This is a genomic window from Arenibacter arenosicollis (genome assembly GCF_014397245.1).
Lineage (GTDB): Bacteria > Bacteroidota > Bacteroidia > Flavobacteriales > Flavobacteriaceae > Arenibacter > Arenibacter arenosicollis.
Genome location: NZ_JACLHY010000006.1, coordinates 78,124 through 104,667 on the forward strand (window position 1 = coordinate 78,124; position 26,544 = coordinate 104,667).

A 26,544-nucleotide genomic window follows, 5' to 3' on the forward strand; every position below is an offset into this window, starting at 1 on the left:
CACTAGGTTTCAAAGAAACCTTGCGGTAAAAAGTAATTTGAAATTTTCAATTTGAATTAGCACTTTTTAGAAGAAAATAAACCGACCCATTACTACAGCCACCCTACCTGTTTCTTACAAAAAATAATAACTAAAGTAGCAACAATTAAATTCAACAGTATGAAAACAATGAAATCAATTATCGGAGCCCTAATCGTCATTGCCCTATTTATCCCAAATTCTGCATCTGCACAGGAGGGACATTATTATACAGTAACCACCTGGACGCTTAGTATACCAGAAAATGGATCTAGGGCAGAGCTCAATGCCCATTTAAAAGAATTTTCTGAAAAAATAACCTTCAAAAACGATAAGGTTATCAGTGAAAAAGTGTTCCACCATATATCGGGTGCCGACTTACGAGATTTGGTTGTTATTAGTGAATATGCCAATTGGAACGATATAGATGCCGCATCCAATAAGCAAAATGAATTGATGAAAACTGCGTGGCCCAAGGAAGAAGACCGCATGGCCTTTATGAAATCGTGGAACAAATACGTGGTAACCCATTCCGACGAAATCTATCAAGAAATTCCAGAATTAACCAAAAAATAGCATTGGTACATAACCTGACGGGAGTTTTTATCCCGTCAGGAACTAATGACAAACTAAAACATCATGAAAAAATTACTAATTATTGGACTGGCAATAGCTTTTATAACCGCATGTCAAGAAAAGGCGCCACAGCGCTATACTCAAAGTTCACCTGAAATTAATACGGTCAAGAAATTGATCGACAATTACAATAATAAAACCTATGACACCAGTATCTATGCGGATACTTCAAAAACATATTACAACAAAAAGGATACCCCCTTAACACCTGATGAGGTTATTACCTATCACAAAGAAAGGGATTTGGCCTACTTAAATAGAAGTTTCCTTGCAAAGGACCAAGAATATGAAATGGTACTCACTGATGATGGCGAAACATGGGTAAATTGTTGGTTGGATTGGCAAGGTACTCTTGCAGGAAATGGTCAAGTAGTCAATATCCCAATACACTTAACATATCGTTTCGCAGATGGTAAAATTGTTCGGGAAGTTGGGATGTGGGATCCTACGGAAGTGGTCCTTGCCGTCCAAGAAATGGAAATGAAAAACAGCATGTCTGCCGATGAAAAAGCTATTCAGGCTACCATAGACAATGTCACCAAGGCATGGAATGCAAATGACAAGGAGTTAATGTATGGCAATTTGGCCAAAAATGTCACAAGAACAGCCAATGGGGTAACCATCGCCAAAAAACAATCCGATTACGGAGACTTTATGGATATCTACCACAACGCATTTCCTGATTTTAAGGTAAGCTTGGACAAAACGGTAATTGATGGCAATAAGGCCTATCTCAACTGGACATGCACCGGCACCAACAAGGGAGAATTCATGGGGAATCCACCTACCAACAAAAAAATCAAAACCCATGGTTTTAGTGTCTGGATGTTCGACAAGGCAAATAAGGCCATTAGAGAGGATGCCTTCTATGACAATCTCGTAGTTTACGAACAGTTGGGATATTCCATGCCCATGCCGAAATAATAAAACCACCAAAACCAATATCACAATGAACAAAAAAATAAAATTTCCCATTATAATTCCACTACTTTTCCTAATAGCAATAAGCCTAAACTGTAAGGAAAAAACCGCAGATAAAGCTATGGATCAACCTGCGATTATGGTGGAAAAGGAAATTCCAGAATATTTTCTACTGCGTCCTGAAGTCGAGAAGGCCTATGGCTACTCACATGCCGTAAAAATAGGGAATGCAATAAAGATTTCCGGAGCCGTGAGTATGGACGATGAAGGCAACCCGACCGCAATAGGAGATCTTGGACAGCAGATGAAAAACTGTTACTCCGACTTGGAAAAGGTCTTAACGCACTATGGATGCACCTTCGATGATGTGTTGGTAGAAAATGTTTTCACCACCAACATGCCCAAGTTTCTAGAAGTTGCCGCATATAGAAATGAGATTTATAAAAATCAATATCCAACAGGTTCTTGGCTAGGCGTCAAGGAACTGGCACTTCCGGAATTTATGATCGAAATAGAATTGGAGGTTCATAAAGCGGAATAATATTAAGGTAAATCCATAAAATCATGATCAAACCAACTGTGCTTTAAGCCTGTATTGTATTCTGAAAACCAAATGGTTGCTTCCATATGATATTATTTTTTTTTAAATGAGGTAATCGAAATCCACCAAAAAAAGATATAAAACATTTATTATGAAACAAACAATTGTAACCAGACACAAGGTAGCAAACATTGATACTTGGCTTAAGGGACATGAAGATCGTGTAAGACTTTTTTCTCCTGTAGTATCCAGTTTTAGGACCTTCCAAGACACAAATGATCCAAACTCCGTGGTTTTAGTTTTTGAGGATGCCGACATGGATAAGCTTGGAGCTATTATTAACGACCCCAAAAACAAGTCCATTAAAGATAAACATACTGTATTGGAACCAATCATATTATCAATGCAAATAGCGTTGTAAAACGGACCTTAAACCTCAATTCTATTCTTGATTTAAAAACAAAGCACTAAATTGAAAGAGATTACATTGCCCTCCCCCATAGAATTAAATATAAAATCCACAATTAAACCCACTAGCGTAAAAAAAAATCAACAAAATTTTTATGGTCTTTTATTGGTTACATCTATTATATATTTTTATAGGTTCCAAATTATTCTGGAAGGAAGTTGATCTTACTTCGAATCAAACAAGAAAACGAAGGGTAAGCATTTTAGATTGCGACACCTTCAGGTATATGTCCAATGCCAAGTACGCTTATTATATGGACTTCATTCGATTTGAAAAAATGTTCCGGTCAAAACTATTTGATAATACTGTAAAAAAGGGGATGTATGCCGTTTTAGGGTCTCAAAAAATCATCTATAAGAAACCTTTAAAAATGTGGTCAACTTTCACAATCACCCTTATCCTCGAAGGATGGGACGACAAATGGGTATATCACAGTCAGGTTTTTGAACAAAATAACCAGGTGTGTGCCATTGGCTATACAAAAGCCGCTTTTTGGAAAGACAAGAAGGCACAGGATATAGAAATGATATTTAAAAATTGTGGTGTTACAATTATTGAAATGAAAATTTCAGCGGAAATAGATGACATATTTATTAATGATTACCAACTTATAAAGAATACAACTGACATATTAACCTAAATACTATGTAACATGGAAACAGCAGAAAAAATAACATTGGACCCATCAAAAATCATGCAGGTCGGTACCGGATTTTTTGGCACCAAGACCTTGCTTACGGCAGTAAATATGGACCTTTTCACCATTCTGGCGAAGCGGGAATTATCTGGTAAAGACATTCAATCCAGGCTTGGTTTGCACTCTCGCAGCCTATATGATTTTTTGGATGCCTTGGTAGCCATGCGCTTTTTAAAAAGAAAGGGATTAAAAGAAAGTGCTCTTTACAGCAATGCCGAGGATGCCGATTTCTTTCTGGACAAGAACAAACCTAGCTACATAGGCGGAATATTGGAAATGTGCAACAACCGTTTGTACCCTTTTTGGAATGATTTGGAGGATGGATTAAAAACAGGGTTGCCTCAAAATGAAACTAAGAATGGTGGGAAACCTCTTTTTGAAGCGATTTATGCAGATCCAAAAAAACTTCGGGAATTTGTTGGAGCTATGGCCGGGGTACAAATGGGAAATTTTATAGAATTTGCCAAAGCATTTAATTTTTCCAATTACAAAACCCTGTGCGATATTGGTGGGGCGGGAGGATTTTTAGCGGCTCACGTCGCCATAAACAATCAACATATGCAATGTACATCCATGGATCTACCTGAGGTAGAACCCATTGCAAAGGAAAACGTCCAGAATATGGGTTTAAAGGATAAGGTGAAAATTACATCTGGAGATTTCTTTACGGACGATTTTCCAAAATCGGACGTAATTACCATGGGTAACATTTTACATGACTGGGGTACCAAGGATAAAAAAACCCTTATAAAAAAAGCATATGATGCCCTACCTAAAGGAGGTGCCTTGGTTGTAATCGAAAATATTATAGATAATGACAGAAGTAAAAATGCCTTTGGACTTTTAATGTCCCTAAACATGCTCATTGAGACGGCCGAGGGTTATGACTTCTCTGCTTCGGATTTTGATGCAATGGCTCTGGAGGCAGGATTTAAATCAACTTCATTAATGCCGTTGAAAGGGCCTACAAGTGCTGCGATAGCCATAAAATAAAAATATGTTGTAGCTATGAAAACGGTATTTTTATTCGGGACCATTTTTCTTGTTTTTTTAGTTTCCTGTGCGGAACAGCAACGATCAAAAATGGAAACGGAGCCTACATCCACCTATATGGATTACTCCAATAGCGAAGATCAATTTACAGGCGGTATTAATATGATTGCCATCAATACCCCTAAAGGAACTTTTAAGGTATGGACTAAGCGGGTAGGCAACAATCCAAAAAAGAAAGTTCTATTGCTTCATGGCGGTCCGGGTGGTACACACGAATTTTTTGAATGTTTTGATGGTTATTTGCCAAAAGAAGAAATTGAATATATTTATTACGATCAATTGGACTCCTATTATAGCGACAAGCCCAATGACTCCACTCTCTGGACGACCGATCATTTTGTTGAGGAAGTGGAACAAGTACGAAAAGCCCTAAACCTAAATAAAGATAACTTTTATCTTCTTGGGCAATCTTGGGGCGGCATCTTGGCAATGGAGTACGCCTTAAAATATCAGGATAATTTAAAAGGACTTATTATTTCCAATATGATGGCCAGTATACCGGAATATGAGAAATATGCTGCTGAAGTGCTGGGGCCACAATTACCTCCTGAGGTCTATAAGGAAATGAAAGCTATGGAGGCAAATAATGATTTTATGAATCCCAAATACTCGGAACTCGTAATGCAACATTACTATACCGAACACTTTTTAAGATTGCCTATGAATAAATGGCCAGAATCCATTAATCGCGCAATGGCCCACCTCAACCCCAATATTTATGTTTTTATGCAAGGTTATAGTGAATTTGGGGTTACTGGAGATGCCACTTTAAAGGGTTGGGATGTCTCCCAGAAATTAAAAACCATTACAGTTCCTACCTTGGTTATAGGTGCCACACATGATACCATGGATCCAAAATACATGGAATGGATGTCCAAAGAACTTCCAAAGGCCAGATTTCTATTATGTCCAAATGGTAGCCATTTATCGCAATACGATGACCAAAAGACCTATTTCAGTGGATTGATCAAATTCATTACTGATGTTGACGACCATAATTTTAAACTTAATAAATACCGTCATGAATAATTTCAGTTCTTCAATGGAGGCTTTTCTTTATTGGGAAAAGGAAACACCAAGTAAGCCGTTCTTGATTCAGAATTATGAGAGCCATCAAAAGAGCATTTCATATTCCGATGCTGGGATTGAAATGAGAAAATTGGCTTCGTATTTATTAAAACTAGGACTACCTAACAAAAGTCATATTGCCTTGCTTTCCAAAAATTGCCCCCACTGGATTATGGCAGATTTGGCCATATCCATTGCAGGATTTATTTCTATTCCCATTTACCCAACATTGACCTCCGAAGGGATAAATCAAATATTAACACATAGTGAATCCAAAGCCATTATTATTGGGAAACTGGACGATTTTGCATCCCAAAAAACAGGCATTCCCAATATCCCCATAATTAGTGTAAAAGCATTTGGAGCTAATACCGGAATATATTGGGAAGACATTATGAACCAGGAATTGGAGTTGATGGATTTGTATATACCGAAAAGCGATGATCTACGGACTATTATATATACCTCTGGAACCACAGGACAGCCAAAAGGAGTAATGTATACTTCAGGGAATTTTACCAAAAGTTCAAGTACATTTACCCAGATAATAAACCTCCCAAAAAACCCTAAATTCTTTTCTTACTTGCCATTGGCACATGTTGCGGAACGCGCATTTTGCAATGGAATACTTTTTTACGGAGGCCAGATAACCTTTCCACATTCGTTGGAATCATTCGCTGAAAACTTAGAGAAATTACAACCGGATATTTTCTTTGGCGTTCCTAGAATTTGGACCAAATTTCAAGAAAAAATTTTGGAAAGCCTTCCACAAAGAAAATTGTCCATACTATTATCTATTCCATTCGTGAACAAGGCAATAAAGAAAAAAATCCAAACCAAATTGGGATTGTCCAAGGCATCATTTATTGCCTCGGCGGCAGCACCCATTGCCAGTAGTTTGGTAAAATGGTACGCTGCAATCGGTATTTCCATTCAACAAGCTTATGGTATGACAGAAGATTGTTGTATTTCGCATACCAATTTATCCGGTCAAAGTAAAATAGGAACTGTAGGTAAAGCACTGGAAGGGGTGAAAATTAAATTCTCTGAAGAAGGTGAAATTTTAATATTAAACAACTGCCTTTTTAAAGGATATTACAAAGCACCGGAGATAACAGCGGAGGTTTTTGATAAAGAAGGATATTTTAAAACCGGGGATATTGGAGAATACGACCATGAAGGTTTTTTAACCATCACTGGCAGGGTAAAAGATCAATTTAAAACCGATAAAGGAAAATACATATCCCCTGCCCCCATTGAACTGCAAATTTTAAAAAATACTGATATTGAACAGATCTGCGTTGTTGGCACCGGTATACCTCAACCTATAGCTTTGGTAACAGTTTCTTCTCTAGGGAAATCCAAATCTAAAGATGATCTAAGTAAAAGCTTGTATCAATCTATTTTGGAAATTAATCCAAGTCTGCAAAAACATGAGAAAATATCCAAAGTAGTTGTAATGCAGGAGGAATGGAATGTAGCTAATGGATTTTCAACTCCATCGTTAAAAATAAAGAGGAATAGTTTGGAAAGGGTATTCCAGCCCTTGTATAAATCATGGTTCGAAGCTGATCAAAACGTAATTTTTAAATCCTAACAATGTTTAGGTCCTATATCCTAGTACTATAAAGAATGCAGATGAAGTTGGTACTTTTAAGCATGTTTATACCACATCTGCCTTTATAGGTAAGTTGACACAGGCAATAATAATCTACCAAAACAACATTAAATTTATGCAACTTAAAACCAAACGAATAGAATCCATTGATATATTAAGAGGTTTGGTCATGGTTATTATGGCCTTGGACCATGTAAGGGACTATTTTAACTACGGTTCATTTTTTATTGACCCCACAGATGTGGAAACTACTACACCAATTCTATTTTTTACACGCTTTATAACACATTATTGTGCCCCGGTATTTGTATTTCTTGCCGGAACTTCTGCTTTTCTTTACGGTAGGAATAAAACCAGAGCTCAACTCTCAAAATTCTTGCTAACCAGGGGTATTTGGTTGATTTTTATGGAAATTGTAGTCAACAACCTAATCTGGACCTTTGATCTTACTTACAGTTTTCCCATACTACAGGTTATTTGGGCTATAGGCTTTAGTATGATTTGTTTATCATTTCTAATTTATTTACCAAAAAAAATTATCTTGGTTATTGGTTTGGTTATTATTGTGGGACATAATCTATTGGATGGTATTGTAATGCAGGGGAACAGTCTGCAATCTATAATCTGGTATCTTTTGCACCAAAATCAAATATTAGTACTCGGACCCGATAAAATGATTTTGTTTCATTACCCAGTTATTCCATGGATTGGATTGATGGCATTGGGTTATTGTTTCGGACAGCTTTACGTAAAGGACTTTGATGCAAAACTAAGACAGACATGGCTGTTGCGGATGGGATTAGGGGCCTTGGGCCTGTTCTTTGTATTAAGAGGATTGAATATCTACGGGGATTTGGTACCCTGGACCATGCAGGACACTAATACAAAAACAATTATGTCCTTTTTTAATGTAACAAAATACCCACCTTCACTGGCTTTTGTACTAATTACCATTGGTCCGGCACTTCTTTTCCTATATGCCGTAGAAAATGTAAAAAACTCCATTTCCAATTTCTTTATGGTTTTTGGAAGAGTTCCCTTCTTCTATTATTTTCTACATGTATTGGTAATTCATCTAGTGGCCATAGCTGGGATTCTAATTTTTGGCGGCAATTGGAAGGACATGATATTAACTGCCGATGTATTTATGAATGAAAAACTGGCTACCTATGGCTATTCCCTGTGGGTCGTTTATTTGGTATGGATCGGGATAGTACTTGCTCTCTATCCCCTATGCAAAAAATACATGGTATATAAGCTTAATAATCGGGATAAATGGTGGTTGAGCTATTTATGATATTTGGTTTTCAAATACCAAAGCACTAAATGCCGTATCCCTTTAGCTGAAAACCATCCCGGTTTAATATTATGATAGTCAAGAGCAAAAATCCATTCCCAAAACAGCAATACAAACAATAAAAAGAAAAGTATTTAATTAGAACAGTGTTTAGGGTTTATACGCATACCTCTTTAAAGTTATTGTAGTAGTGGATATTTTATCTGCTATCACATCTTTATTAAAGTTATAAACTCTATAAATACCCTAAGCTTAGAATTCATATTACGCCAAAAAGAAAAAGGACAAGGTATTACCTTACCCTTTTCTCAACTAACCTAACAACTCAAAACTCACTTTTTAATTTTTTAAGGGTATTTGGTAAAGCAATAAAGGTTCATTGTTCCTAGCTACCAAAAGACCTTTCTTATAATTTTTCCCTAGATCAATATAAGAAGCTCCCCTTACGTCTCCTTGCACGTAAAGTCCGGATTCCTTAGCTGGGACATTATTATAAATACCATTATCCAAACCTTTAAGATAATGGCCATAACTTGCATCACTCCTAGGGGTTTCAACTTCTGAACCATAAAGATTTCCAAAGAGAATTAGGTCCGTGTTTTTTACCCCGTCATTCTGCATCGTCAATATTTTATTTACTGAGGAAATCTGTACACTATTGGGTAGTGGAGTAAAACTAAAATGCCTATTGTCCTCGTTAATTAAAATACAACTAGCAAAATTGGTAGCTGCTAGATGACGGGCATTGTCCAAGCCCTCACCATACACCTCGCGTAAACTGGCCTTACCAAAATCTTTATAAGTTTGGAACTTTTTCTTTATGAAGGGCATTTGCCCAGAAGAACATTCCCTTCCCCTCAAAGGATACATTTGCTCCCCCTCGTGGTAACCCAAAACTATATCATTGGTATTATTTTGATCAAAATCGTTTAAATACAAGTGGAATGGTTCCTGTTCTGAAGCCTTATATTTATAATTAAGGCCAAGATTTCCTGCAATTAAATCCATATCCCCGTCATAATCAATATCGGCAGCAGCAAGACTAAACCACCAACCCACATTATTATTTAATCCAAATGGCTCGGATATATTATGAAATTTATTGTTCTTGAAACTAAAGGCCTGTATATTGCCCCATTCTTGAGCAATAATTAGTTCTTCATATTGATCATTGTCCAAATCCACCCAGAGTGCATCCGTTACCATACCAAAATCATTGAGATCCGGAAAAGCTAAATCTGTGACATCCTCAAATACAATATTGCCATTAGTGGATACATTTCTTAAAAGAAGACTTTTGGAAGGATAGCCATAATTTTGAGGCTGTAACCGCGAACCAATGAATAGATCAAGATTACCATCCCTGTCATAATCCAAAGTTTTCACAACCTGGCCGCTACCAAGAATTTCAGGAATAGCATGGTTGTTTCTAATAAACTTGCCCTTACCATCATTTTCATAAAAGCGGTCCAAATAAAATAAATTTCCTGCTTCTTTTTCATTTCCACCACTTACCACATAAAGATCTTGGTCCCCGTCCCCATCCGCATCCAGAAAAATAGCACCGGTATCTTCCTGGCTTTTGTCCAATTCAAATGATTCCATGGGTTGGCTCTCAAACATATTATCTGTAGCTTGTAAATACAAGACCCCTGATTGCCCCATTGCCCCCCCAATGTAAAAATCTTCCAAACCATCATTATTCACATCGGCAACTGCAATACATGGCCCAAATTGAGACATTTTATGGGGCATCAAGGATTCCATGGAAAAATCATTATAAATATTTTCGACATGTTTAAAGTTGATGCCATATTCCTCCGTTATATCCTGAAATGCATAATCTGGCTTATCCTTTTCGAACGTTGCTTTCCCTTCTGGGGCATATTGAATAATAATTTCTTGATTGGCATTTATATTGGTCAAAATCTGATATTGCCCATCTGGCCAAACCACTTTTACCGAATCAAGTTTTTTTATATCCCCAAGGCCGAAATGAATAGGCGAGGCCATTGCGGATTGAAAACCTCTTGAGAAATAATTTTCGGCATAAAAGGTTTTATTGTTGGCGTTGACCTCTATTCGGGCCCCAATACCATCAATATTCTTATCTGGACCTTTTAACACAATTTTCAAAAATGTATTACTTGATTGATTGTTACGGTACAATTGGGCGAAATCATCTGTATTATTAACTATGATATCCAAGTCCCCATCATTATCAAAATCGGCGTAGGCTGCGCCATTGGAATATGTGGCTGTTTGATTGACGGCCAGTTTATTAAATTTTAGATCTCCTCCATTTAGATAAAAATAATTTTCTTTTTTTCGTTCTGGTAACTTGTCCAGTAAATCATCCACATACTTAGCCAGATCTACTTTTCTGCTGCGTAGACCTTCTTGATATTTCTCTTCCAAATATATCGCAAAATCATTGTTTCTGAAATCCATTTTAATCCCGTTGGAAACAAACAAATCCTTGTATCCGTCGTTATCCATATCCAAAAGTAATGGGGCCCAGCTCCAATCGGTACTGGATATATCTGCCAGCTGCGCTATATCAGAGAAAGCTGGAATAATCGTGTTTGGAAACCTACCATTGTTAATCTGAAGGGCGTTATACATATACTGTCTATGTAGACCCAAGTTCTCAATATTATAAAATTGAGCCACGTTCATACCACTCATACTGGTCTTTTGGGTAAAATTATCCTCAGCCATCATATCAAGTGATATAATATCCAATAGGCCATCGTTATTTATATCTGCAATGTCATTACCCATAGAAAAAGTGGACATATGATTAAAGGACTCCAAGGAACTTTCCGTAAAGGTGCCATTTTTGTTATTTAAATAAAGATGATCCTTTTCATAATAATCATTACTGACATAGACATCCGGCCAACCGTCATTGTTAAGGTCCCCAATGGCCACACCAAGACCGAAACCAAGATTATTGCTGATAATCCCTGACTCTTGGGTAACATTGACAAACATACCGTCATCATTCCGGTACAGCTTTTCTCCAATTTTATCAGATCTGCCCGCCATAATTTCTGCCGTTTCTTCAATTCCGTACATTTCTATATTATGGTTGACCAAGAACATATCTAAATCCCCATCACGATCGTAATCAAAAAAAGAAGCTTGGGTTGAATAATGAGGTAAGTCTAGACCATATGATTTTGCATCCTCCTCAAAGACAGGGATATTGTCCTTATTCATTCCTTTATTTATCAATAATAGGTTACGCAAAGGTTCATCGGTTTCAAAACGGCCCGATTTAAGGATGTAAATATCCTTTAAACCATCATTATTGATATCCACAACGGTCACCCCAGTAGGAAAACCTCCATTGCCTTGAGCATTGGCAGCTACACTTACATTTCTAAATTTTAAGCTTCCCAGATTAAGGAATAATTTATTGGTTCGCAGATTACTTACGAAATAAACATCCTGAAGTCCGTCGTTATTAAAATCCGCAACGGCAACACCTCCCCCATTATAAAAGTATTCATAATAAAAACCGTTCATGGTAGTGGTCTCCTGTAGCTTATTGTTAAAATTAATTCCAGTATCCTCTACTCCCAATACGGTATATAATTCCTGTACTTCCTCTTTCCCTTTTTTAGCTTCATTATCGGAACAGCTAAAGAACAATAACCCAACAATTAATATAAAGGAGTTGAAAATTAATATCTCATTTTTCTGCCTCATACCCCAACAAAGACTTTTTTCTTTTGGGAAGTATATACCCAAAATGCAATTGTAATGGCCAATGTTATTAGAGTGCCCCCTATATAGGAAATTTCGTTTGGCAATTGAAAACCTTCCGGGGCAATTAAAATATAGGTACTACATACCATAGTCATAAAAATTGCTGGTAATAGGGTAACCCAGTAAGCCTTATTTTCATATATCAAATAAGCCGTTATTGTCCAAAGCACGATCATGGCCAAGGTTTGGTTGCTCCAAGCAAAATAGCGCCATATTATTCCAAAGTCTATCTGTGTAAGTGCGAAGGCAATGATAAACAGCGGCAAACTAATAAGAAGCCTGTTCAATATTTTTTTTTGGTTGGACTTGAAAATATCGGACAGTATTAAACGAGCAGACCTAAATGCCGTATCGCCCGAGGTAATAGGGGCTGCAACAATTCCCAATAAAGCCAATACCCCGCCAATCTTACCCAACATGTTAAGTGATATTTCATTGGCAGCCCAGGCTGCATTGTTGTTGTTGGCGATCATTGCCCCATTTAATTCTTCCACATTTCCAAAAAAGGTCATAGCAGCTGCAGCCCAGATCAATGCTACGATTCCCTCCGTTACCATTGTTCCATAAAAAATCTTTCTTCCAAGTGTTTCGTTATTCATACAGCGTGCCATTAATGGAGACTGGGTAGCATGGAATCCGGAAATGGCACCACAGGCAATAGTTATAAATAGAATTGGAAACAATGGAGTTGCCTCGGGGTCATTGGTCATATTTCTTAAATTACCGGGCACCAATTCAGGAATATTATAATCCCCAAAAAAAAGGGCAATTAATAGTCCAACAGCCATAAGTAACATGGCCACTCCAAATATGGGGTAAAGCTTGCTTATTAATTTATCTATGGGCAGTAATGTGGAAAGGATGTAATAAACCAAGATAATGGCTACCCAAATCCAAACACTCCAGATATTCCCCGTCATACCATCGATTATTTTTGCGGGGCCCACCAAAAAAACGGTCCCTACGAATATCAAAAGTACTACAGAGAAAAAGCGCATAAATTGTTTAGCGGTGGTACCAAGATATATTCCCACCACTTCACTAATACTCAAACCATCGTGCCTTATAGACAGCATTCCGGAAAAATAGTCGTGTACTGCCCCTGCAAAAATACTGCCCAGTACAATCCACAAAAAGGCTGCCGGTCCAAACATGGCACCTGCGATAGCACCAAAAATTGGCCCCAATCCAGCTATATTTAAAAATTGGATCAAAAAAACCTTCCAAGTGGGCAATGTCATAAAATCTACATCATCCCTAAGCCTAACGGCCGGGGTCTCCCTATCCTTATCCACGCCAAAAATACGTTCCACAAATTTTCCGTACGTAAAATAACCAAGTATTAAAGCTCCTATTGATAATACGAATGATATCATCTAAATTATGTTTTATTTACTATTTTAAACTTATTGTAGGCCTATTCCCCCCACCCCTTTATTCCAATTCTTCCAAAAATTCGGATACTATATAAGCGTATGTATGCTTGCCCGAATTTGAAAACCGCAAAAGTTGAGCGTTAATTTGTGGATTAGTCATTACATTTTTTTCAATTGCAGTGAGGTAAACTTTGAGTTGATTTTTTGTCATTAGCTCCAAACTGCTGCCCAATAAGACCAAAACCTCAACGGGAGCCTGTTGAATATGATTTAACAACAAACTTCTATTGTTGATATCTACTGTAGCAAAACTTTCCCAAAAAGGCATTTGTAAGCTATCGCTTTCCCAGAACAATTTAGGAAGATTTTGTACAATATAGGTACGAACCATGGGAATACCCTCCTTGAAAATTTGTACTATTCGGTCCTTGTAATCAATATACTCTTCATTATTCAAAGACTTTAGCGCATACATTTGATAATCCTGCTCGTTGCTCATGAGCATATAGCGCTTCATTTCTTTATCAAAGTTGGATGTGGTAAAATCCTGTAGTTCTGCCTTAATGGTTCCGTGCACAATATTCCATGCAACATAACAGGAATAAAGTGCCCCATCTACTACAGATTCCTTTACTTCGGTTATAGTGGCCCCCGCTTTGGCGTCTGCACCGTCGAGTTCAGAATCCTCGGGCTTTTCCACCAACTCATCAATTTTCTTTCTTTTCAAAATTGAATTGTCATCCATTAATAAATGGTGCAATTTTTCATAATCCTGTTCCAAGAATTCCTCATGATCATGTTTCGTCAACGTCTGGCCCTCCACCTTATCATAACCAGCATACGCTCCCAATAAATTCCAATAAAGTGTAAGATACATTAATCTGCATTCGCCATCTGCACAGACCGGAGTACAAATATCCGCTGTATAAAGTACTGGTCTATTCTGCGTGGTAACAAGGATATCAACATTCTGATTGCCCAAAGTCTCTACTTCAATAAAATATGGGGTTGGTTTATTTTTTAACACCATACCCTCCTGCCATTCCAATGCAAAGAACTCCGGTTTTTTGCTCAGCGTTTTATGTTGGGAAACACTTGTAAGAATAACGTCTGTTTTTTGAGTCCATACAAGTCCCAATCCACAAAATAGTAATGTAGTTATTATTATTTTCATCATGATTTACATACTTCTTTCATGGAACAAGATGGGCTTCAAAAACTATTTCTTGGATTCTGGAATAGGTGTATATTTTTGTTTTTCTATAAGAGCCATATATTCATCCAAATACCCCGTATAAATATCCCTAGGATTAACATCGTACTTTTTACAAAGTGATGCTGCAAAACCTACAGCGGCACCCATTTGTCCAGTTGTCCTCATTACTCTTGGTCCACCCAGGCCAACATGGGAAGTACTGAAATTCCTACCGGCCATAAACAAATTACTTATATTTTTTGAATACAAGCTTCTGTATGGGATATAATATTTAGGAGTCTTATAAAATAGCGCTTCAGAAATAAAGTCAGGATTTTTCACATCCTCCAATACGGTCTGATAATGTACGTCCACCTCCCTTGTTTCCTCCACTACACCATCAGGGAAAGAGCGGCCGGATTTGGCATCGTTTAATGTAAAAATATAATCTCCCACCAATCTTCTGGATTCTCGTTTACCAACTAGATAAGATACCCATTCCAATTTTCGATTGGCATTTTCAGGTAATTTTTTGGCATTGCCGAAAGAACCATAAATAGCCCTTAGCATATGATCGCGGATTTCCTCGGCATCGTCTATTTGATTAAGATCATTACGGCTAAACTCCCACTGCCATTCTCCCTTGACTTTGGCATAATCCCTGGCCACTGGCATTGCCCAAGGTACCTCAGGGAATTTTTCCTGCTGGTCCGCTTCATAGGAACGCCAAAGCACTGAAGATCCCATTACAGCATTATCTGGTTGTTTTGGACTCCATAATTCCCCATGCTCTTTCCATTCTTCCCCATATTGATCAACACTTTCCCGTCCATAAGAAAATTCTGCGCCGGCCCAAAAACCTATCCAACCATCTCCAGTTGAATCCACAAAAAGTGGCGCCTCAAAGCGAATGCGTTCTCCTGATGCTGTTTGACGAGCATCTACATAACTGATTCTATTTTCAACAGCTTTTGCATCGTAAGCCCTCCAATTTAAAAAGAGTGATATATTCTCATAACTTTTTACATTGTTATCCCTTTTTATTTGGTCTTTATGTGCTTCGGGAGATCCATTGGGATAATGTTCCGTATCCAACTTCTTAAGGATCCGTTCAAAATTACCATATATACCCAAGGTATGTACCCTAATTTCGCTACTGGCATTACCTCCCAAAACAGGTCGGTCGTGAATTAGCGCCACCTGTAGCCCTTGCTCTGCGGCCGCTATAGCTGCTGCGCAACCAGCAATTCCTCCGCCTACAACAACTAGGTCATATTTCTTGGCAACTTTGGGTGCCAACGGCTCCATAACAACAGTTTTCCGCCAAGTAGCCAACTTATTCATGGATGAAGGTGGTTCAACGTCAGAAGTAGTAAAATAGATGGCATCACATCGACCGTTAAAACCTGTAAGATCTACAAGTTCCAAAGTATTTTTTTTATTCGTTATCTGAACAGCTCCGGCATATTCCCAACCCCAACCAGAACGAAGGCCTAGTGTATTTTCCAACACCAAGCCATTTACCTTTATCTGGAATTTTCCCGGTGCTTCCCATTCTCCCGGCACCCAATTCTTGGTTCGTGCCCAAACCTTATATTCGCCATTCTTTTTGAAATTTACTTGGGTTTGCGCATTTTCCACAGGTACACCCATGCCATGGGCCTGAAGATAGGAAGAACCCATTTGTTCAATGAATTGGGGGTCAACGACCCACCCCCCTTTATCGTCAAAACTTTCCGCTTCCAGCAATAAATCTTGGGAAATCGTTAAATTTATACTGAAGAAGCACAAAGTTAAAATCAAATATTTCATATCTATTTATATTAATTATTTAAAAAAAACGGGTTTGCTCATGAGGTGATAGGTGATTGGTTCCCTAATACATTTCCTCCTTAAATATTACACTATTTTACTTATATTCCAACCAAGCTGTTGACATACAGTCCTTATCAGCAACAATTCTTATCCACCTGGACTGAAAATTATCGGGAAAATCATAATAATAATCTTCTCCACCCTTAATGGTTACTTCTTTAAAGGTCATCCAAGGACCATGGCCTATGGGTTCCACTTCTATTTTATATGTAACCGAAATGTTGGATTGATTGGATATTTTAATGCTTTTTTGATCATAAAACCCGATCAAATAAGGATCGCTGGGCTCATTGGCCTTTACGGTAGAATCTTTCCATGGTCCACCCTCTCCAACCGGTTTACCCAATTTCCATAAATCATCTATTGCTCCTGCCCATACCTTTGCCTTGCCATCTTTTGATTGAATTATATGCTCGTTGGGTTCCGCAAAATCTGATGAGATACCGGTTAAAACCAACAATCCGCGATAGGAGGCGTAATCATGAATTAGCATATTATGTGACGACACTGGACGTATTTTAGCAAAACCATCAGCATTTTCGGCTGGTAATTCATAAAAGGTACCTGAGCAGTTTAATAGATCTCGCTCAGTAGAGACCTCGCGACAAATTCGAAGTGCACCATTGTCCATTCCCTCTTTAAAATCATCACTGCCTTTAGGTAATCTCCAACGTCTCCCTTTGTCATCCACTATCAAAACCGAAGCATCGTCCGTGGTCAATACATTTTTAGGTATTGCCACCTTTTCTCTCATAAATTCTACTATTTTATTATCCTCCTTTTTAACCAAGTTCAGTAATGAATCCAACTCATAGTATCCCGTTTCCCGGAATCCTTCTTTGGAAATATCGCCTGCCAATACTCCCAAGGTACGCCTATTATCCCCTAAAGCCCATAGCAACCCGCCAGTGGCATTATTGTCCGATATATCAACAATACCCCTGAACATGGAATTTGGGGTATTTATCCTGCTATCTTTGTCGCCATAGAAAAAATGAACGGTGGCCTTTGTAGCTTTATTTGGTTTTATGCGTACCCACTCACCAGTTTCGTTATCTTGAAACATAATATGCTTGGACTCACCAGCTGACACATTAACCGACTTTAATGGCGTCCAAGAACCGTTTCCCTCCTTATCCACTTCAAAAGAAAACGAAACCGATGTGGCGCCTTCATTCTTGATCCATGCCGATCTATTTTCCCAACCTGTAAAAAGAAAGGGCTCCGAAAATTCATTGGCCCTGACTTCTTCGGAAATCCAAACGGCACCTTCCGCTGTATTGGGCCCCAATTCATCTGGTTTATTCAGGGATGTAAACCAAAGGTTGGAATTGGATTCACCCGGACCTATTAACTCCCCTTTCTGCCTGCGAGTGTTTAAAAATTCTTTTTGTGCAGAATCGTCACAACCAAAGACCAACTGATCGTTCCATCTACTAAAATCCCCGATTACCTTTAGATAAGCCGAACGAGGTCTAATTCCAGCAGAATTCTCGGCAGTAAATTTTTCTGGAAAATGCCAGAACAGACCATGCATAGTCATTAAAAACTCTGGCACTTCATCCGTTCCTATATTTCTGATCCTGGGCCATTCTGTGTTCCAACCGTGCGCTCCGTCGTAAGAGTGACTTGCTTTGGGCAGCCTGTAATAATCCCATCCAGTCTTAGGATTTCGAACACCCACCAGAACGGATTTAAAGTCCCAACCTGTGGCCCAAATGGGGTCATTTTCCGGGTCTTTATTGCCGTAAATACCACCTGGTCCAGTAACTTCTACGAATTGGTTTCGTCTTACCACCTTCCAATCCTTACCATCCCACTCCGACAATGAACCTGATTCAACATCAAATTTTCCTAAGGCTGCTTGATTGGCCTCCCCATTGTTGCTATACACCATGACTCCCTGTCCCGAATAAAGTCCCTTTCCATGAGCACCTGGTAATAAGGGGCCAAATTGATGCAAATCACTTGCTTTTCGGAGTGCATTGGCATCTGGATAAAGGGTTGTGGATTCTAAGCTGTTTACATCTACCTCATAAAATCCTTCCTCCATGGTAGCATAATAGATCTTACCCTCCGGATCAGATAAATGACGTGCATTTCCAGTATGCCTACCTGGCATTTTATCATAAGGGATTACATTTACTTTTCCAGTTTGGTCAACGGCATAGGGACCAATAAATAATTGTTTACTTTCCGAGTGCACCATACGGTTGGCAGGTGTACCCCCAATACTTTCTTCCCTTACTTCTTGATCCAAATCTGAATTTATTGCATACAATTTATCCGAGGAACCATTCGGCTTATGAGGTCCATAGGTTACGACCCATAATTTATCCGCCCAAGGTACTACCGCCCCGGTTCCGCATTCTCCTTCTAAATTATACATGGCCAGATGAGGATATATCCCACTGACAGACAAATATTTACCTATCTTCTCTTCTGTTTCATTTTCTTCTATCTTATTTTTGCATGATAGTGAACAACATAACAACAAAATGGCACCTAGATAAATAAAATTGATTTTTATAACTTTTATCATTGCGTATTTCTGTTTTACCACGTTAAAGTCCCTTCAATGAACCTAACTAAATTAAAAATCGAAAAATTAGACTTGTAATAGCCATTTCTCTAATAGCTATCCACAATACTTATTTTTTGAAAACTCAATAAAAGAAATCCCTGGAAATAGTACTATTCCCAGGGATTTAAATATTAATAACCTGAATTTTGAGTCAAATTGGAGTTCAATAAACGCTCGGAGGCCGGTATAGGCCACAAATATTGACGTTCTGGGAAATTTATGGTATTCAGGGACCTACAAAGTCCGGCATTCAACAAGGCCGAAAAATCAGGTAAACCGTCCTCGCCTATTTCTGGAGTCATTCCCCAGAACCATAGACCCGGATTTACTACATTATCCATTAATGGTCCTGTTGGAGGAACCGTCACGTTTCCGTCTGTGGCTACATTCAACATACCATAGGAAGTCCCCGTAAGTGCCTTTTCCGCCAATCTCCACCGTATAAGATCCATATACCGTCTGCCTTCAAAGGCAAGTTCTGCACGCCTTTCACTTCTTACTTTACGACGTAGTTCATCTTGATCTGTAGTGGTTACTGCTGGATTAGGAATGCCGGAATTAGCGTATGCCCGATCACGTACCTCATTTAATGCCCCAAGAACACTAGCGTCAATCTGATTCAATTCAATTTTTGCCTCAGCGTACATCAATAAAACATCCGCATATCTAATAACAATTAAATCCGGATCTGTAAGATAGTCCTTCCAGTCCTCGTCCACGCCCTTTTTCCAGGCCAATCCATTAAAGGAAGCAAAGGCCGCAACAGATTGGGTATCATTGTTTTTTATGAGACTATTAGAAGCAAAATCAATAACCTCTTTTTTTGTAGGGTTTGGTGTGTATTCCAGACCTATAAAGTTAGAACCATCACTTGGAGACAATCCATCTCCATCTTCCAACGAACCAAAAGGTACAATGGTCATACTACATCTAGGATCTCTATTCTTGAATGGATTTTGAGGATCAAACAAAGGGGATTCATCAACTGGTAAACCATCAATACATTCGAAAGAGGCCAACAATTCCCAGGTAGGATTTCTTGCTCCCCACCCTCCATGGTTTCGTGGCAAATAATCTCGGACGTTGTCGTTTCTAATCTCATTTAGGTCTGCATTCCGTGGAATATGAAAGATGGTTTCCTTAGTATTTTTGGTACTGGACACAAAAAGTTCCTCAAAATTAGGATAAAGCTCGTATTCACCTAAATCCATACAATCCTCCGCCGCTTCTGCTGCTGTGGCATTATCTCCCATGTATAGGGCAATCCTAGCCTTCATGGCATAGGCCGCTCCCTTTGTCGCGTACTTTAAACCGCCATAAGATACTGGCAGATTAAGGGCTGCATCATCATAATAGGCATAAATTCTTTGAAGTATTTCATCCTTATTTGTTCTACCTATTTCGAAAGATTCATCAACTGTAAGTTCCTCTTCATAAAAAGGAACATCACCGTAATGGGAAATAAGATATGACCAGTAAGATGCCCTTAAAAAATTAGCTTCAGCCTTAAATAACTTGGTATCATCTGCGGTTAGAATATCCTGTGTTTCCAATTTTTCAATTACCACCAATATTCTAGTAATGGCTTTGTACATATTGGACCAATTGGTAGACGCTGTTCCGTATTCCGAGGAAACCGTTCCTGCTTTAATATCATCCAAGGCATCTCTTCTTTGCCAGTCATCAGTCCATCCTGCAGCAGATTGGTCCTCTGGCCAAAATACTTCTCTATATCCCTCATTCAAGGATTGCCTGAATTGATCTTTATTCTGATACCAACTTCCCGAACTGGCCGCATCCTCCTGCACCAAATCCAACTCAGTACATGAATATCCCAAAAGCAGGAACCCAATACCAAAAATTGTTTTATATATATAGTTTTTCATTTTTATAAGTTTAAAAATTAGCTTTTACCCCAACAATAAAGGACTTTGTAATTAAATATCCACTCCCCTGCTCCGGGTCTATACCTTCCGGCAATTTATCTACTGTAAACAAGTCGTTTCCTGCTACATATAATCGTAGGGAAGAAAATCCGTTTTCCCCAAATATATCTGAGGGCAAAGTATATCCTAATGTAATGTTCTTAACCCTAAAATAGGAACCTTTGAGCAACCAGTAATCTGAAAAGCTATTATAGTTGTTGCCCACAGCATTTTCTGACAAACGTGGATAAGCCGCATTTAGATTTTGTTCCGTAGTATTATAGGTACTCCAATAATTACCTGCGTACAGGGTAGATGGCGACTGCCAACTTTCTTGAAATGGTCTGATAAAAATTGGTGCAAGATTAAAGTTTTGTTGGCCCACGCCTTGGAAAGCCATACCAAGGTCGAACTTCTTGAATTCCAAATTTAGATTTCCTCCGTATTGATAGCGCGGCAAAGAGCCTCCTAAAATGGTCTTGTCCAATTCATTGATTATCCCATCAGGCGTGCCGTCCGGACCACTTATATCCTTATATTTAATATCACCAGGCCTAACTGCATTACTGGTCGTAGCCGAATTATCCACTTCGGCCTGCGTTTGGAATAATCCATCTGATTGGTAGCCATACCAAGATCTAAATTCGCTACCTTCTTCAGACAAAATATTACCATCAAATAAACGTTTCCCGTTTACATCGCCAATTATGGATTTTGAATCAAAAATATTAAAAGAGGTCGTCATCCTTAAATCCCCTATACTTTGCCGATAAGTTAGTCCAAATTCCCAACCCGTCGTATCCATCCCACCAACGTTGACCGTAGGATCATCATAACCACTTAATGCGGGTATACTTAAATCCAAAAGCATGTCCCTAGTATCCTTTTTAAAATAATCTGCGGTTATGGACAACTTATTATTAAACATATTTAGATCAATACCTAAATCCAAGGTTGTGGTTGTTTCCCAGGTTACGTCCTCTATGGCTAAGAACCGCTGGGCAGCAGATCTCACAGCTTGTACATTACTGCCATTGGCAATCAAAGCATTACTAAATTGAAGTACCGATAAATATAGATAATTCCCCAATCTATCGTTACCAAGGCTACCATAGGAAGCTCTTAGTTTTAGAAAGGAAATGGCAGGGTCCAAGGCCTCCATAAAATTTTCGTTGGAAACTACCCAACCTCCGGAAACAGAAGGAAAAGAACCCCATCTGTAATCTTTTCCAAATCTTGAGGAGCCATCCCTTCTAACTGTGCCCTGGATGTAATATTTATTATTATAATTATAGGCCAACCTTCCGAAATACGAAGAATAGGCATTCTCCGAAACGCTTGTACCACTATCAAAAACCTTGTCTATAGGTGCTTGGTTCAAGAAAGGATAATCGCTGCTTACATATTCATTACCTCTTACCCCCAAAGTTTCATTTTGGGAAGAATATTCTTCATAACCTATTACACCACTAATATTATGATTGCCGTAGCTTTTATCATAATTAACAAGGGCTTGCGTGGTTATAGTGTTGTCGTTTGTCCTTCTCTCTATTAAATAGGTTTGGGTAGAGTTATGACCTGAAATATAATTTGGATTTGCCAATTGATTTGGGTCATCGAAGTCCCAATACGGAATGGATTTATTAAAGAATTTATACTTATTAAATTCAAAATTAGGAGCTAAATTTACCGATATTTTAAGAGCTTCACTGGGTTTATAGAACAAACCTACTTTCCCATAGAACAAATAATTCTCGTTGGTCTGATACCCTCCGTGATGCAATTCGGCATAAACATTATCTCCAGACTTGCTTTCGGCAATTCTGCCATCTGCCCACAAAGCAGCATAAACTGGTGCTGACTTTATAGCCCTAGCAGTGGGGTCTAAAGTAGGTCTGTCATCCTTTGTCAGCTTCATGGCAAAATCTAATGTGGCACCAAGTTTATCAGAGATTTTAATATCATTATTGATCCTCGCATTATATCTTTTCCAATCACGATGGGCATACAAGGCATCTTGATACTCATAACCAAAAGTAGCATTGGTCTTTACCCTTTCCGATCCTCCACTTATATTTATGTTATGTCTGTAACCCGAAGAAGACTTTCTCAATATTAAATCCCTCCAATTGGTATCAGGGTATTGATCGGGATTAATGGCGTTATTGGCGGTATAAGAAGAAATTAAATCTTCTGACCAAGTAGGATATTGATTGGCATCATTACCATTATCATTCCATGCCTTTTCATTATCCATTTCCATGTAGCGAATGGCAGCCACGTTTCTTCTCGTTTCTGTAGGGGAATTAATAAAATACTCTCCACTATACCCTAGGTTGAAAACTTCACTTTTACCTCTTTTTGTGGTTATAATAATAACCCCGGCAGCAGCCCTGGAGCCGTATATTGCAGCTGAGGCACCATCTTTAAGTACAGAAATACTTTCAATCTGATCTGGGTTAACATCATTAATACTGGACACAGGAACGTCATCAACAAGTATTAAGGGAGCACTGTTACCCTGTAAAGTGGTAACCCCTCTAACCCTAATTTCATTTCCCGCACCAGGTTCTGAATTGCTCCTAGTAACACTTACCCCGGCGACCGAACCCTGTAAAGCATTGGAAACGTTGGTAGTACTCCTTGCTGCAATTTCATCGCCGTCCACGACACTGACCGAACCAGTTATATCTTTTTTGGCCTGGGTGCCATATCCAACCACTACAACCTCTTCCAGCCCAGAAGAACTTTCTTCCAAACTAACATTTACAACTGCCTGTCCATTAACGGGGATTTCCTTTGTCGCGAAACCAATATAGGAAATGGTTAAAACTGCATTCCCATTTTCAACGGTCAAGGAAAAGTTGCCATCAAAATCGGATTGGGTACCATTGGTAGTACCCTTTTCCACAATACTGGCCCCTGGCAAGGGAACTCCTGTATCATCGGTGATAGTCCCAGACATGGAAAAACCCTGTAATTTTGGGTAATTGGTGACTGTTACCGTCTGCACCGGCACTTCTTTTTTCTTAACTACAACCTGTCTATCGTCAATTTTATAATCAAGATCCGTGTTCGAAAATGCATTATCCAAAATAGTGGCAACATTTGCATTTTTTAATCGAATAGAGATTTTCTTATTACTGTTCAATACATCATCCTTATAAAAGAAAACAAACTCGCTTTTATTCTGTATTTCCTTAAAGAGCTCTTCAAAAGTTACTCCGGTGACATTAATGTCAATCTTGGTTTGAGCATTGGTTAGGTTGGCATACACCGAACTGAGACCGATACATATAAACAATATAAATATCCTCATAATGGTAATTATTCCGCGCCAAAGGGTTTTTTCACCCCACAAGGGAACGCGCTTGAAAATTTTATTCATAATTTTGTTTTTGGTAAGTTAATGCTGCTCTAATACAGCAATGTTAATTTTTTCACGGCCGGTGGATGGGCAAACATCCTCCGGCTTTTTTTGTTGGTTTTTTTTCGAATTTCAGGTTTTTCTCATTTGCGTGTTGGTTTAGTTGGTTATAGTTATTTTGTTGTCGTCCGTACGTTCATATTCCAGGTCCGTGGCCAGCCCAATGGTCCCGATCACTTTTTCGATGTCCTCCTTCAGGTCCAGGTAACCGGAAAAGGTACCTTCTCCCCTAACGTCCTCGGCTATGTTTATCTCCACGTTGTAATAGCGCGAAAGTCGCTTCATGATGTACCTCAGATCATCGTTCCTAAAGATCAGCACCCCGTCCCTCCACGAAAAATATTGGTCTACGTCCACTTCCCGTGAACTCATACTCTGTGTACTTCTATTGTAACTGGCCATGGTACCAGGTACGATCTTCAATTGGTCCTGGCCAGATATTAAGGATCTTTCCCCGTAGCTTATCCGTACACTGCCACTCTTCAATACCGTATTTATAGATCCCTCGTCCATATAATTGCTCACGTTGAACACGGTGCCCAGCACCTCGATCTCCTGGCCTTCCGAAAGAACCGTAAAGGGGCGCTCCCTGTTATGGGAGACCTCGAATATAGCTTCCCCTTCCAGGTAGACCTCGCGTTTGTGATGTGGGAAGACGGCCGGATATACCAACCTGGAACCTGAATTCAACCATACCTTGGTACCGTCCGAAAGCTGCACCTCGGACCTTTTGCCGTAGGGCACGATCAGCGTGTTGTAGACCACCTCCTTTTCCTTGGAGGCCTGTTGGTCTATGGCCCTGCTGTTTCCGATATCCACATGCTCCCCTGTGGACGAATAGTTCAACCTGGCCGTTTCCTCGTCCATGGCCACGTTCTCCCCGCCGTCAAGGACCAGTACTACCTTGTCCGTCCCCTTGCCGTCCTCGGTGGCCGTGGTCCTGGCAAAATCGGATATAGTGGCAGTGGGGGTTTCCCTTAGGTAAACCAAACCGGCAATAATGGCCAGGGAAGCGGCCATGGCCATGCCTACGGCATACCTGGCCCGACGCCTTCTGGTATTCAGCGAACGGACGGACCCAAGGATCCGGGTCCTTAATTCTTCCCTTTCCGCCTCGGTCAGCACTACGGGATCCATGGATCCTGACTTTTCTTTTCTCAAACTGTACTGTTTTAAAGGCAATCCCATGAAAATTCAGGACCCCCTACAATACTATAAGCAAGTCTTTCTCCCTATATAGACAGTATTGACAAAAGAAATATTAAAAAAAAATGATTTTGATAAATACCCCCAGTAAAAAAGGGTGTTTTCGTAAAGCTTTAATCGCTCTGTAAATAGTAGTTCTTGCAGTTTCGATGGATATATCCATTATATCCGCTATTTCCTCGTACGTTCGCTCCTGATCAAATCTCAGGTATAGGCCTTTCTTTTGTTTTGGTGTCAAGGTATCCAGAGCCTCCTGTAAATTAATAGTCCTTTCAGCCATCCCTTCTTCCCGGATTATATCTTCCTCAAAGGATTCTGTGTGATTTTTGACTAGACTTTGCTTAAATATATTGCCATCAATTTCTATTGGAAAGTCTTTTCTCTTGTACTGCCTATTAATTTTCCGATTTAAGGATTTTATTAAATAATATTCCACATTATCCGTAAAGGACAATTTGGCCCTATATTTATATAAATCAAAAAATAAATCATGAATACAGTCCATCACATAATCCTTGCTGCCGTCTTTACGCATGCCATGTGCAAATAAAATATCAACGAATCGGTCATACAACTGTCCGAGAGCAGCCGTATCACCTTGTCGCATTTTATTCCAATAAATTATTTCTAATTTTTCGGAACTACCTTTTTTTTGGTCTTTGATATCCATATGCCCAATACAAGAAATCCCCCTCCGAACTTTCCACTTTACCCATTTTAGACCCTATTAAAATAATCCTACCAATATTTTTCAACTATTTCTCCTAGAACTAATTGCGGGCTTTGTAGTTAAGTAATTGAATTACAGAACCTAATTTCATGATTCATCATTTGAGCCATTAAACTGTACGGAATAGGGTA

General features: G+C 38.9%; 18 protein-coding genes. 9 read left to right on the forward strand and 9 right to left on the reverse strand.

Annotation, left to right across the window (positions count from 1 at the left end; all coding sequences use genetic code 11):
• The first annotated feature begins 159 nt into the window (after window positions 1–159).
• The 9 genes from H4O18_RS08155 to H4O18_RS08195 all read left to right on the forward strand — a co-directional run bounded on the left by H4O18_RS08155 (window position 160) and on the right by H4O18_RS08195 (window position 8,318).
• Complete coding sequence (locus H4O18_RS08155; RefSeq protein WP_187583310.1) at window positions 160–594, forward strand: hypothetical protein; 435 nt, start codon at window positions 160–162, stop codon at window positions 592–594.
• Window positions 595–657: 63 nt separating this feature from the next.
• The gene (locus H4O18_RS08160) at window positions 658–1,578 is read left to right on the forward strand and encodes a nuclear transport factor 2 family protein (RefSeq protein ID WP_187583312.1); all 921 of its coding nucleotides are present in this window, start codon (window positions 658–660) and stop codon (window positions 1,576–1,578) included.
• A gap of 25 nt (window positions 1,579–1,603) precedes the next feature.
• Window positions 1,604–2,116: a RidA family protein gene (locus H4O18_RS08165; RefSeq protein ID WP_187583314.1), complete on the forward strand. Its 513-nt coding sequence runs from the start codon at window positions 1,604–1,606 to the stop codon at window positions 2,114–2,116.
• 151 nt (window positions 2,117–2,267) lie between these two features.
• Entirely contained in the window at window positions 2,268–2,537 is a 270-nt protein-coding gene (locus H4O18_RS08170; protein WP_187583316.1) for a hypothetical protein, read from the forward strand.
• A gap of 142 nt (window positions 2,538–2,679) precedes the next feature.
• Window positions 2,680–3,225 (forward strand): acyl-CoA thioesterase, encoded by a 546-nt coding sequence (locus H4O18_RS08175; protein WP_187583318.1) that lies wholly within the window; start codon window positions 2,680–2,682, stop codon window positions 3,223–3,225.
• 12 nt (window positions 3,226–3,237) lie between these two features.
• Window positions 3,238–4,275 carry a methyltransferase gene (locus tag H4O18_RS08180; RefSeq protein WP_187583320.1) on the forward strand — a complete coding sequence of 346 codons (1,038 nt, stop codon included), beginning with the start codon at window positions 3,238–3,240 and terminating at the stop codon, window positions 4,273–4,275.
• 15 nt (window positions 4,276–4,290) lie between these two features.
• Complete coding sequence (locus tag H4O18_RS08185; protein WP_187583322.1) at window positions 4,291–5,364, forward strand: proline iminopeptidase-family hydrolase; 1,074 nt, start codon at window positions 4,291–4,293, stop codon at window positions 5,362–5,364.
• Window positions 5,357–7,000, forward strand: a complete 1,644-nt coding sequence (locus H4O18_RS08190; protein ID WP_187583324.1) for an AMP-binding protein — start codon at window positions 5,357–5,359, stop codon at window positions 6,998–7,000. Before H4O18_RS08185 ends, H4O18_RS08190 begins: the two co-directional genes overlap by 8 nt.
• A gap of 136 nt (window positions 7,001–7,136) precedes the next feature.
• Window positions 7,137–8,318: an acetyltransferase domain-containing protein gene (locus tag H4O18_RS08195; protein WP_187583326.1), complete on the forward strand. Its 1,182-nt coding sequence runs from the start codon at window positions 7,137–7,139 to the stop codon at window positions 8,316–8,318.
• 339 nt (window positions 8,319–8,657) lie between these two features.
• Here H4O18_RS08195 and H4O18_RS08200 read toward each other — a convergent pair whose 3' ends face one another.
• The 9 genes from H4O18_RS08200 to H4O18_RS08240 form a co-directional block, all read right to left on the reverse strand.
• Window positions 8,658–12,035, reverse strand: a complete 3,378-nt coding sequence (locus tag H4O18_RS08200) for a VCBS repeat-containing protein (protein ID WP_187583328.1) — start codon at window positions 12,033–12,035, stop codon at window positions 8,658–8,660.
• The gene (locus H4O18_RS08205; protein WP_187583330.1) at window positions 12,032–13,471 is read right to left on the reverse strand and encodes a carbon starvation CstA family protein; all 1,440 of its coding nucleotides are present in this window, start codon (window positions 13,469–13,471) and stop codon (window positions 12,032–12,034) included. Before H4O18_RS08205 ends, H4O18_RS08200 begins: the two co-directional genes overlap by 4 nt.
• Before the next feature lie 58 nt (window positions 13,472–13,529).
• Window positions 13,530–14,648: a hypothetical protein gene (locus H4O18_RS08210; RefSeq protein ID WP_187583332.1), complete on the reverse strand. Its 1,119-nt coding sequence runs from the start codon at window positions 14,646–14,648 to the stop codon at window positions 13,530–13,532.
• A gap of 42 nt (window positions 14,649–14,690) precedes the next feature.
• Entirely contained in the window at window positions 14,691–16,478 is a 1,788-nt protein-coding gene (locus H4O18_RS08215; RefSeq protein ID WP_187583334.1) for an FAD-dependent oxidoreductase, read from the reverse strand.
• Between the two features lie 97 nt (window positions 16,479–16,575).
• Window positions 16,576–19,083 (reverse strand): hypothetical protein, encoded by a 2,508-nt coding sequence (locus H4O18_RS08220; RefSeq protein ID WP_187583336.1) that lies wholly within the window; start codon window positions 19,081–19,083, stop codon window positions 16,576–16,578.
• 173 nt (window positions 19,084–19,256) lie between these two features.
• Entirely contained in the window at window positions 19,257–21,011 is a 1,755-nt protein-coding gene (locus H4O18_RS08225) for a RagB/SusD family nutrient uptake outer membrane protein (RefSeq protein WP_187583338.1), read from the reverse strand.
• Window positions 21,012–21,021: 10 nt separating this feature from the next.
• The gene (locus H4O18_RS08230) at window positions 21,022–24,438 is read right to left on the reverse strand and encodes a TonB-dependent receptor (RefSeq protein ID WP_187583340.1); all 3,417 of its coding nucleotides are present in this window, start codon (window positions 24,436–24,438) and stop codon (window positions 21,022–21,024) included.
• 138 nt (window positions 24,439–24,576) lie between these two features.
• On the reverse strand, window positions 24,577–25,638 hold the full coding sequence (locus H4O18_RS08235; protein ID WP_187583342.1) for a FecR family protein: 1,062 nt from the start codon (window positions 25,636–25,638) through the stop codon (window positions 24,577–24,579).
• A gap of 100 nt (window positions 25,639–25,738) precedes the next feature.
• Window positions 25,739–26,353 carry an RNA polymerase sigma factor gene (locus H4O18_RS08240; RefSeq protein ID WP_187583344.1) on the reverse strand — a complete coding sequence of 205 codons (615 nt, stop codon included), beginning with the start codon at window positions 26,351–26,353 and terminating at the stop codon, window positions 25,739–25,741.
• Between the last annotated feature and the right edge of the window lie 191 nt (window positions 26,354–26,544).

Bases quoted from the DNA above. Each gene is read 5' to 3' on its own strand.
- H4O18_RS08220 (WP_187583336.1), bottom strand. From the start codon at position 19,083: ATGATAAAAGTTATAAAAATCAATTTTATTTATCTAGGTGCCATTTTG.
- H4O18_RS08190 (WP_187583324.1), top strand. From the start codon at position 5,357: ATGAATAATTTCAGTTCTTCAATGGAGGCTTTTCTTTATTGGGAAAAG.
- H4O18_RS08175 (WP_187583318.1), top strand. From the start codon at position 2,680: ATGGTCTTTTATTGGTTACATCTATTATATATTTTTATAGGTTCCAAA.
- H4O18_RS08205 (WP_187583330.1), bottom strand. From the start codon at position 13,471: ATGATATCATTCGTATTATCAATAGGAGCTTTAATACTTGGTTATTTT.
- H4O18_RS08200 (WP_187583328.1), bottom strand. From the start codon at position 12,035: ATGAGGCAGAAAAATGAGATATTAATTTTCAACTCCTTTATATTAATT.
- H4O18_RS08195 (WP_187583326.1), top strand. From the start codon at position 7,137: ATGCAACTTAAAACCAAACGAATAGAATCCATTGATATATTAAGAGGT.
- H4O18_RS08155 (WP_187583310.1), top strand. From the start codon at position 160: ATGAAAACAATGAAATCAATTATCGGAGCCCTAATCGTCATTGCCCTA.
- H4O18_RS08225 (WP_187583338.1), bottom strand. From the start codon at position 21,011: ATGAAAAACTATATATATAAAACAATTTTTGGTATTGGGTTCCTGCTT.
- H4O18_RS08180 (WP_187583320.1), top strand. From the start codon at position 3,238: ATGGAAACAGCAGAAAAAATAACATTGGACCCATCAAAAATCATGCAG.
- H4O18_RS08160 (WP_187583312.1), top strand. From the start codon at position 658: ATGAAAAAATTACTAATTATTGGACTGGCAATAGCTTTTATAACCGCA.
- H4O18_RS08210 (WP_187583332.1), bottom strand. From the start codon at position 14,648: ATGATGAAAATAATAATAACTACATTACTATTTTGTGGATTGGGACTT.
- H4O18_RS08170 (WP_187583316.1), top strand. From the start codon at position 2,268: ATGAAACAAACAATTGTAACCAGACACAAGGTAGCAAACATTGATACT.
- H4O18_RS08230 (WP_187583340.1), bottom strand. From the start codon at position 24,438: ATGAATAAAATTTTCAAGCGCGTTCCCTTGTGGGGTGAAAAAACCCTT.
- H4O18_RS08165 (WP_187583314.1), top strand. From the start codon at position 1,604: ATGAACAAAAAAATAAAATTTCCCATTATAATTCCACTACTTTTCCTA.
- H4O18_RS08215 (WP_187583334.1), bottom strand. From the start codon at position 16,478: ATGAAATATTTGATTTTAACTTTGTGCTTCTTCAGTATAAATTTAACG.
- H4O18_RS08240 (WP_187583344.1), bottom strand. From the start codon at position 26,353: ATGGATATCAAAGACCAAAAAAAAGGTAGTTCCGAAAAATTAGAAATA.
- H4O18_RS08185 (WP_187583322.1), top strand. From the start codon at position 4,291: ATGAAAACGGTATTTTTATTCGGGACCATTTTTCTTGTTTTTTTAGTT.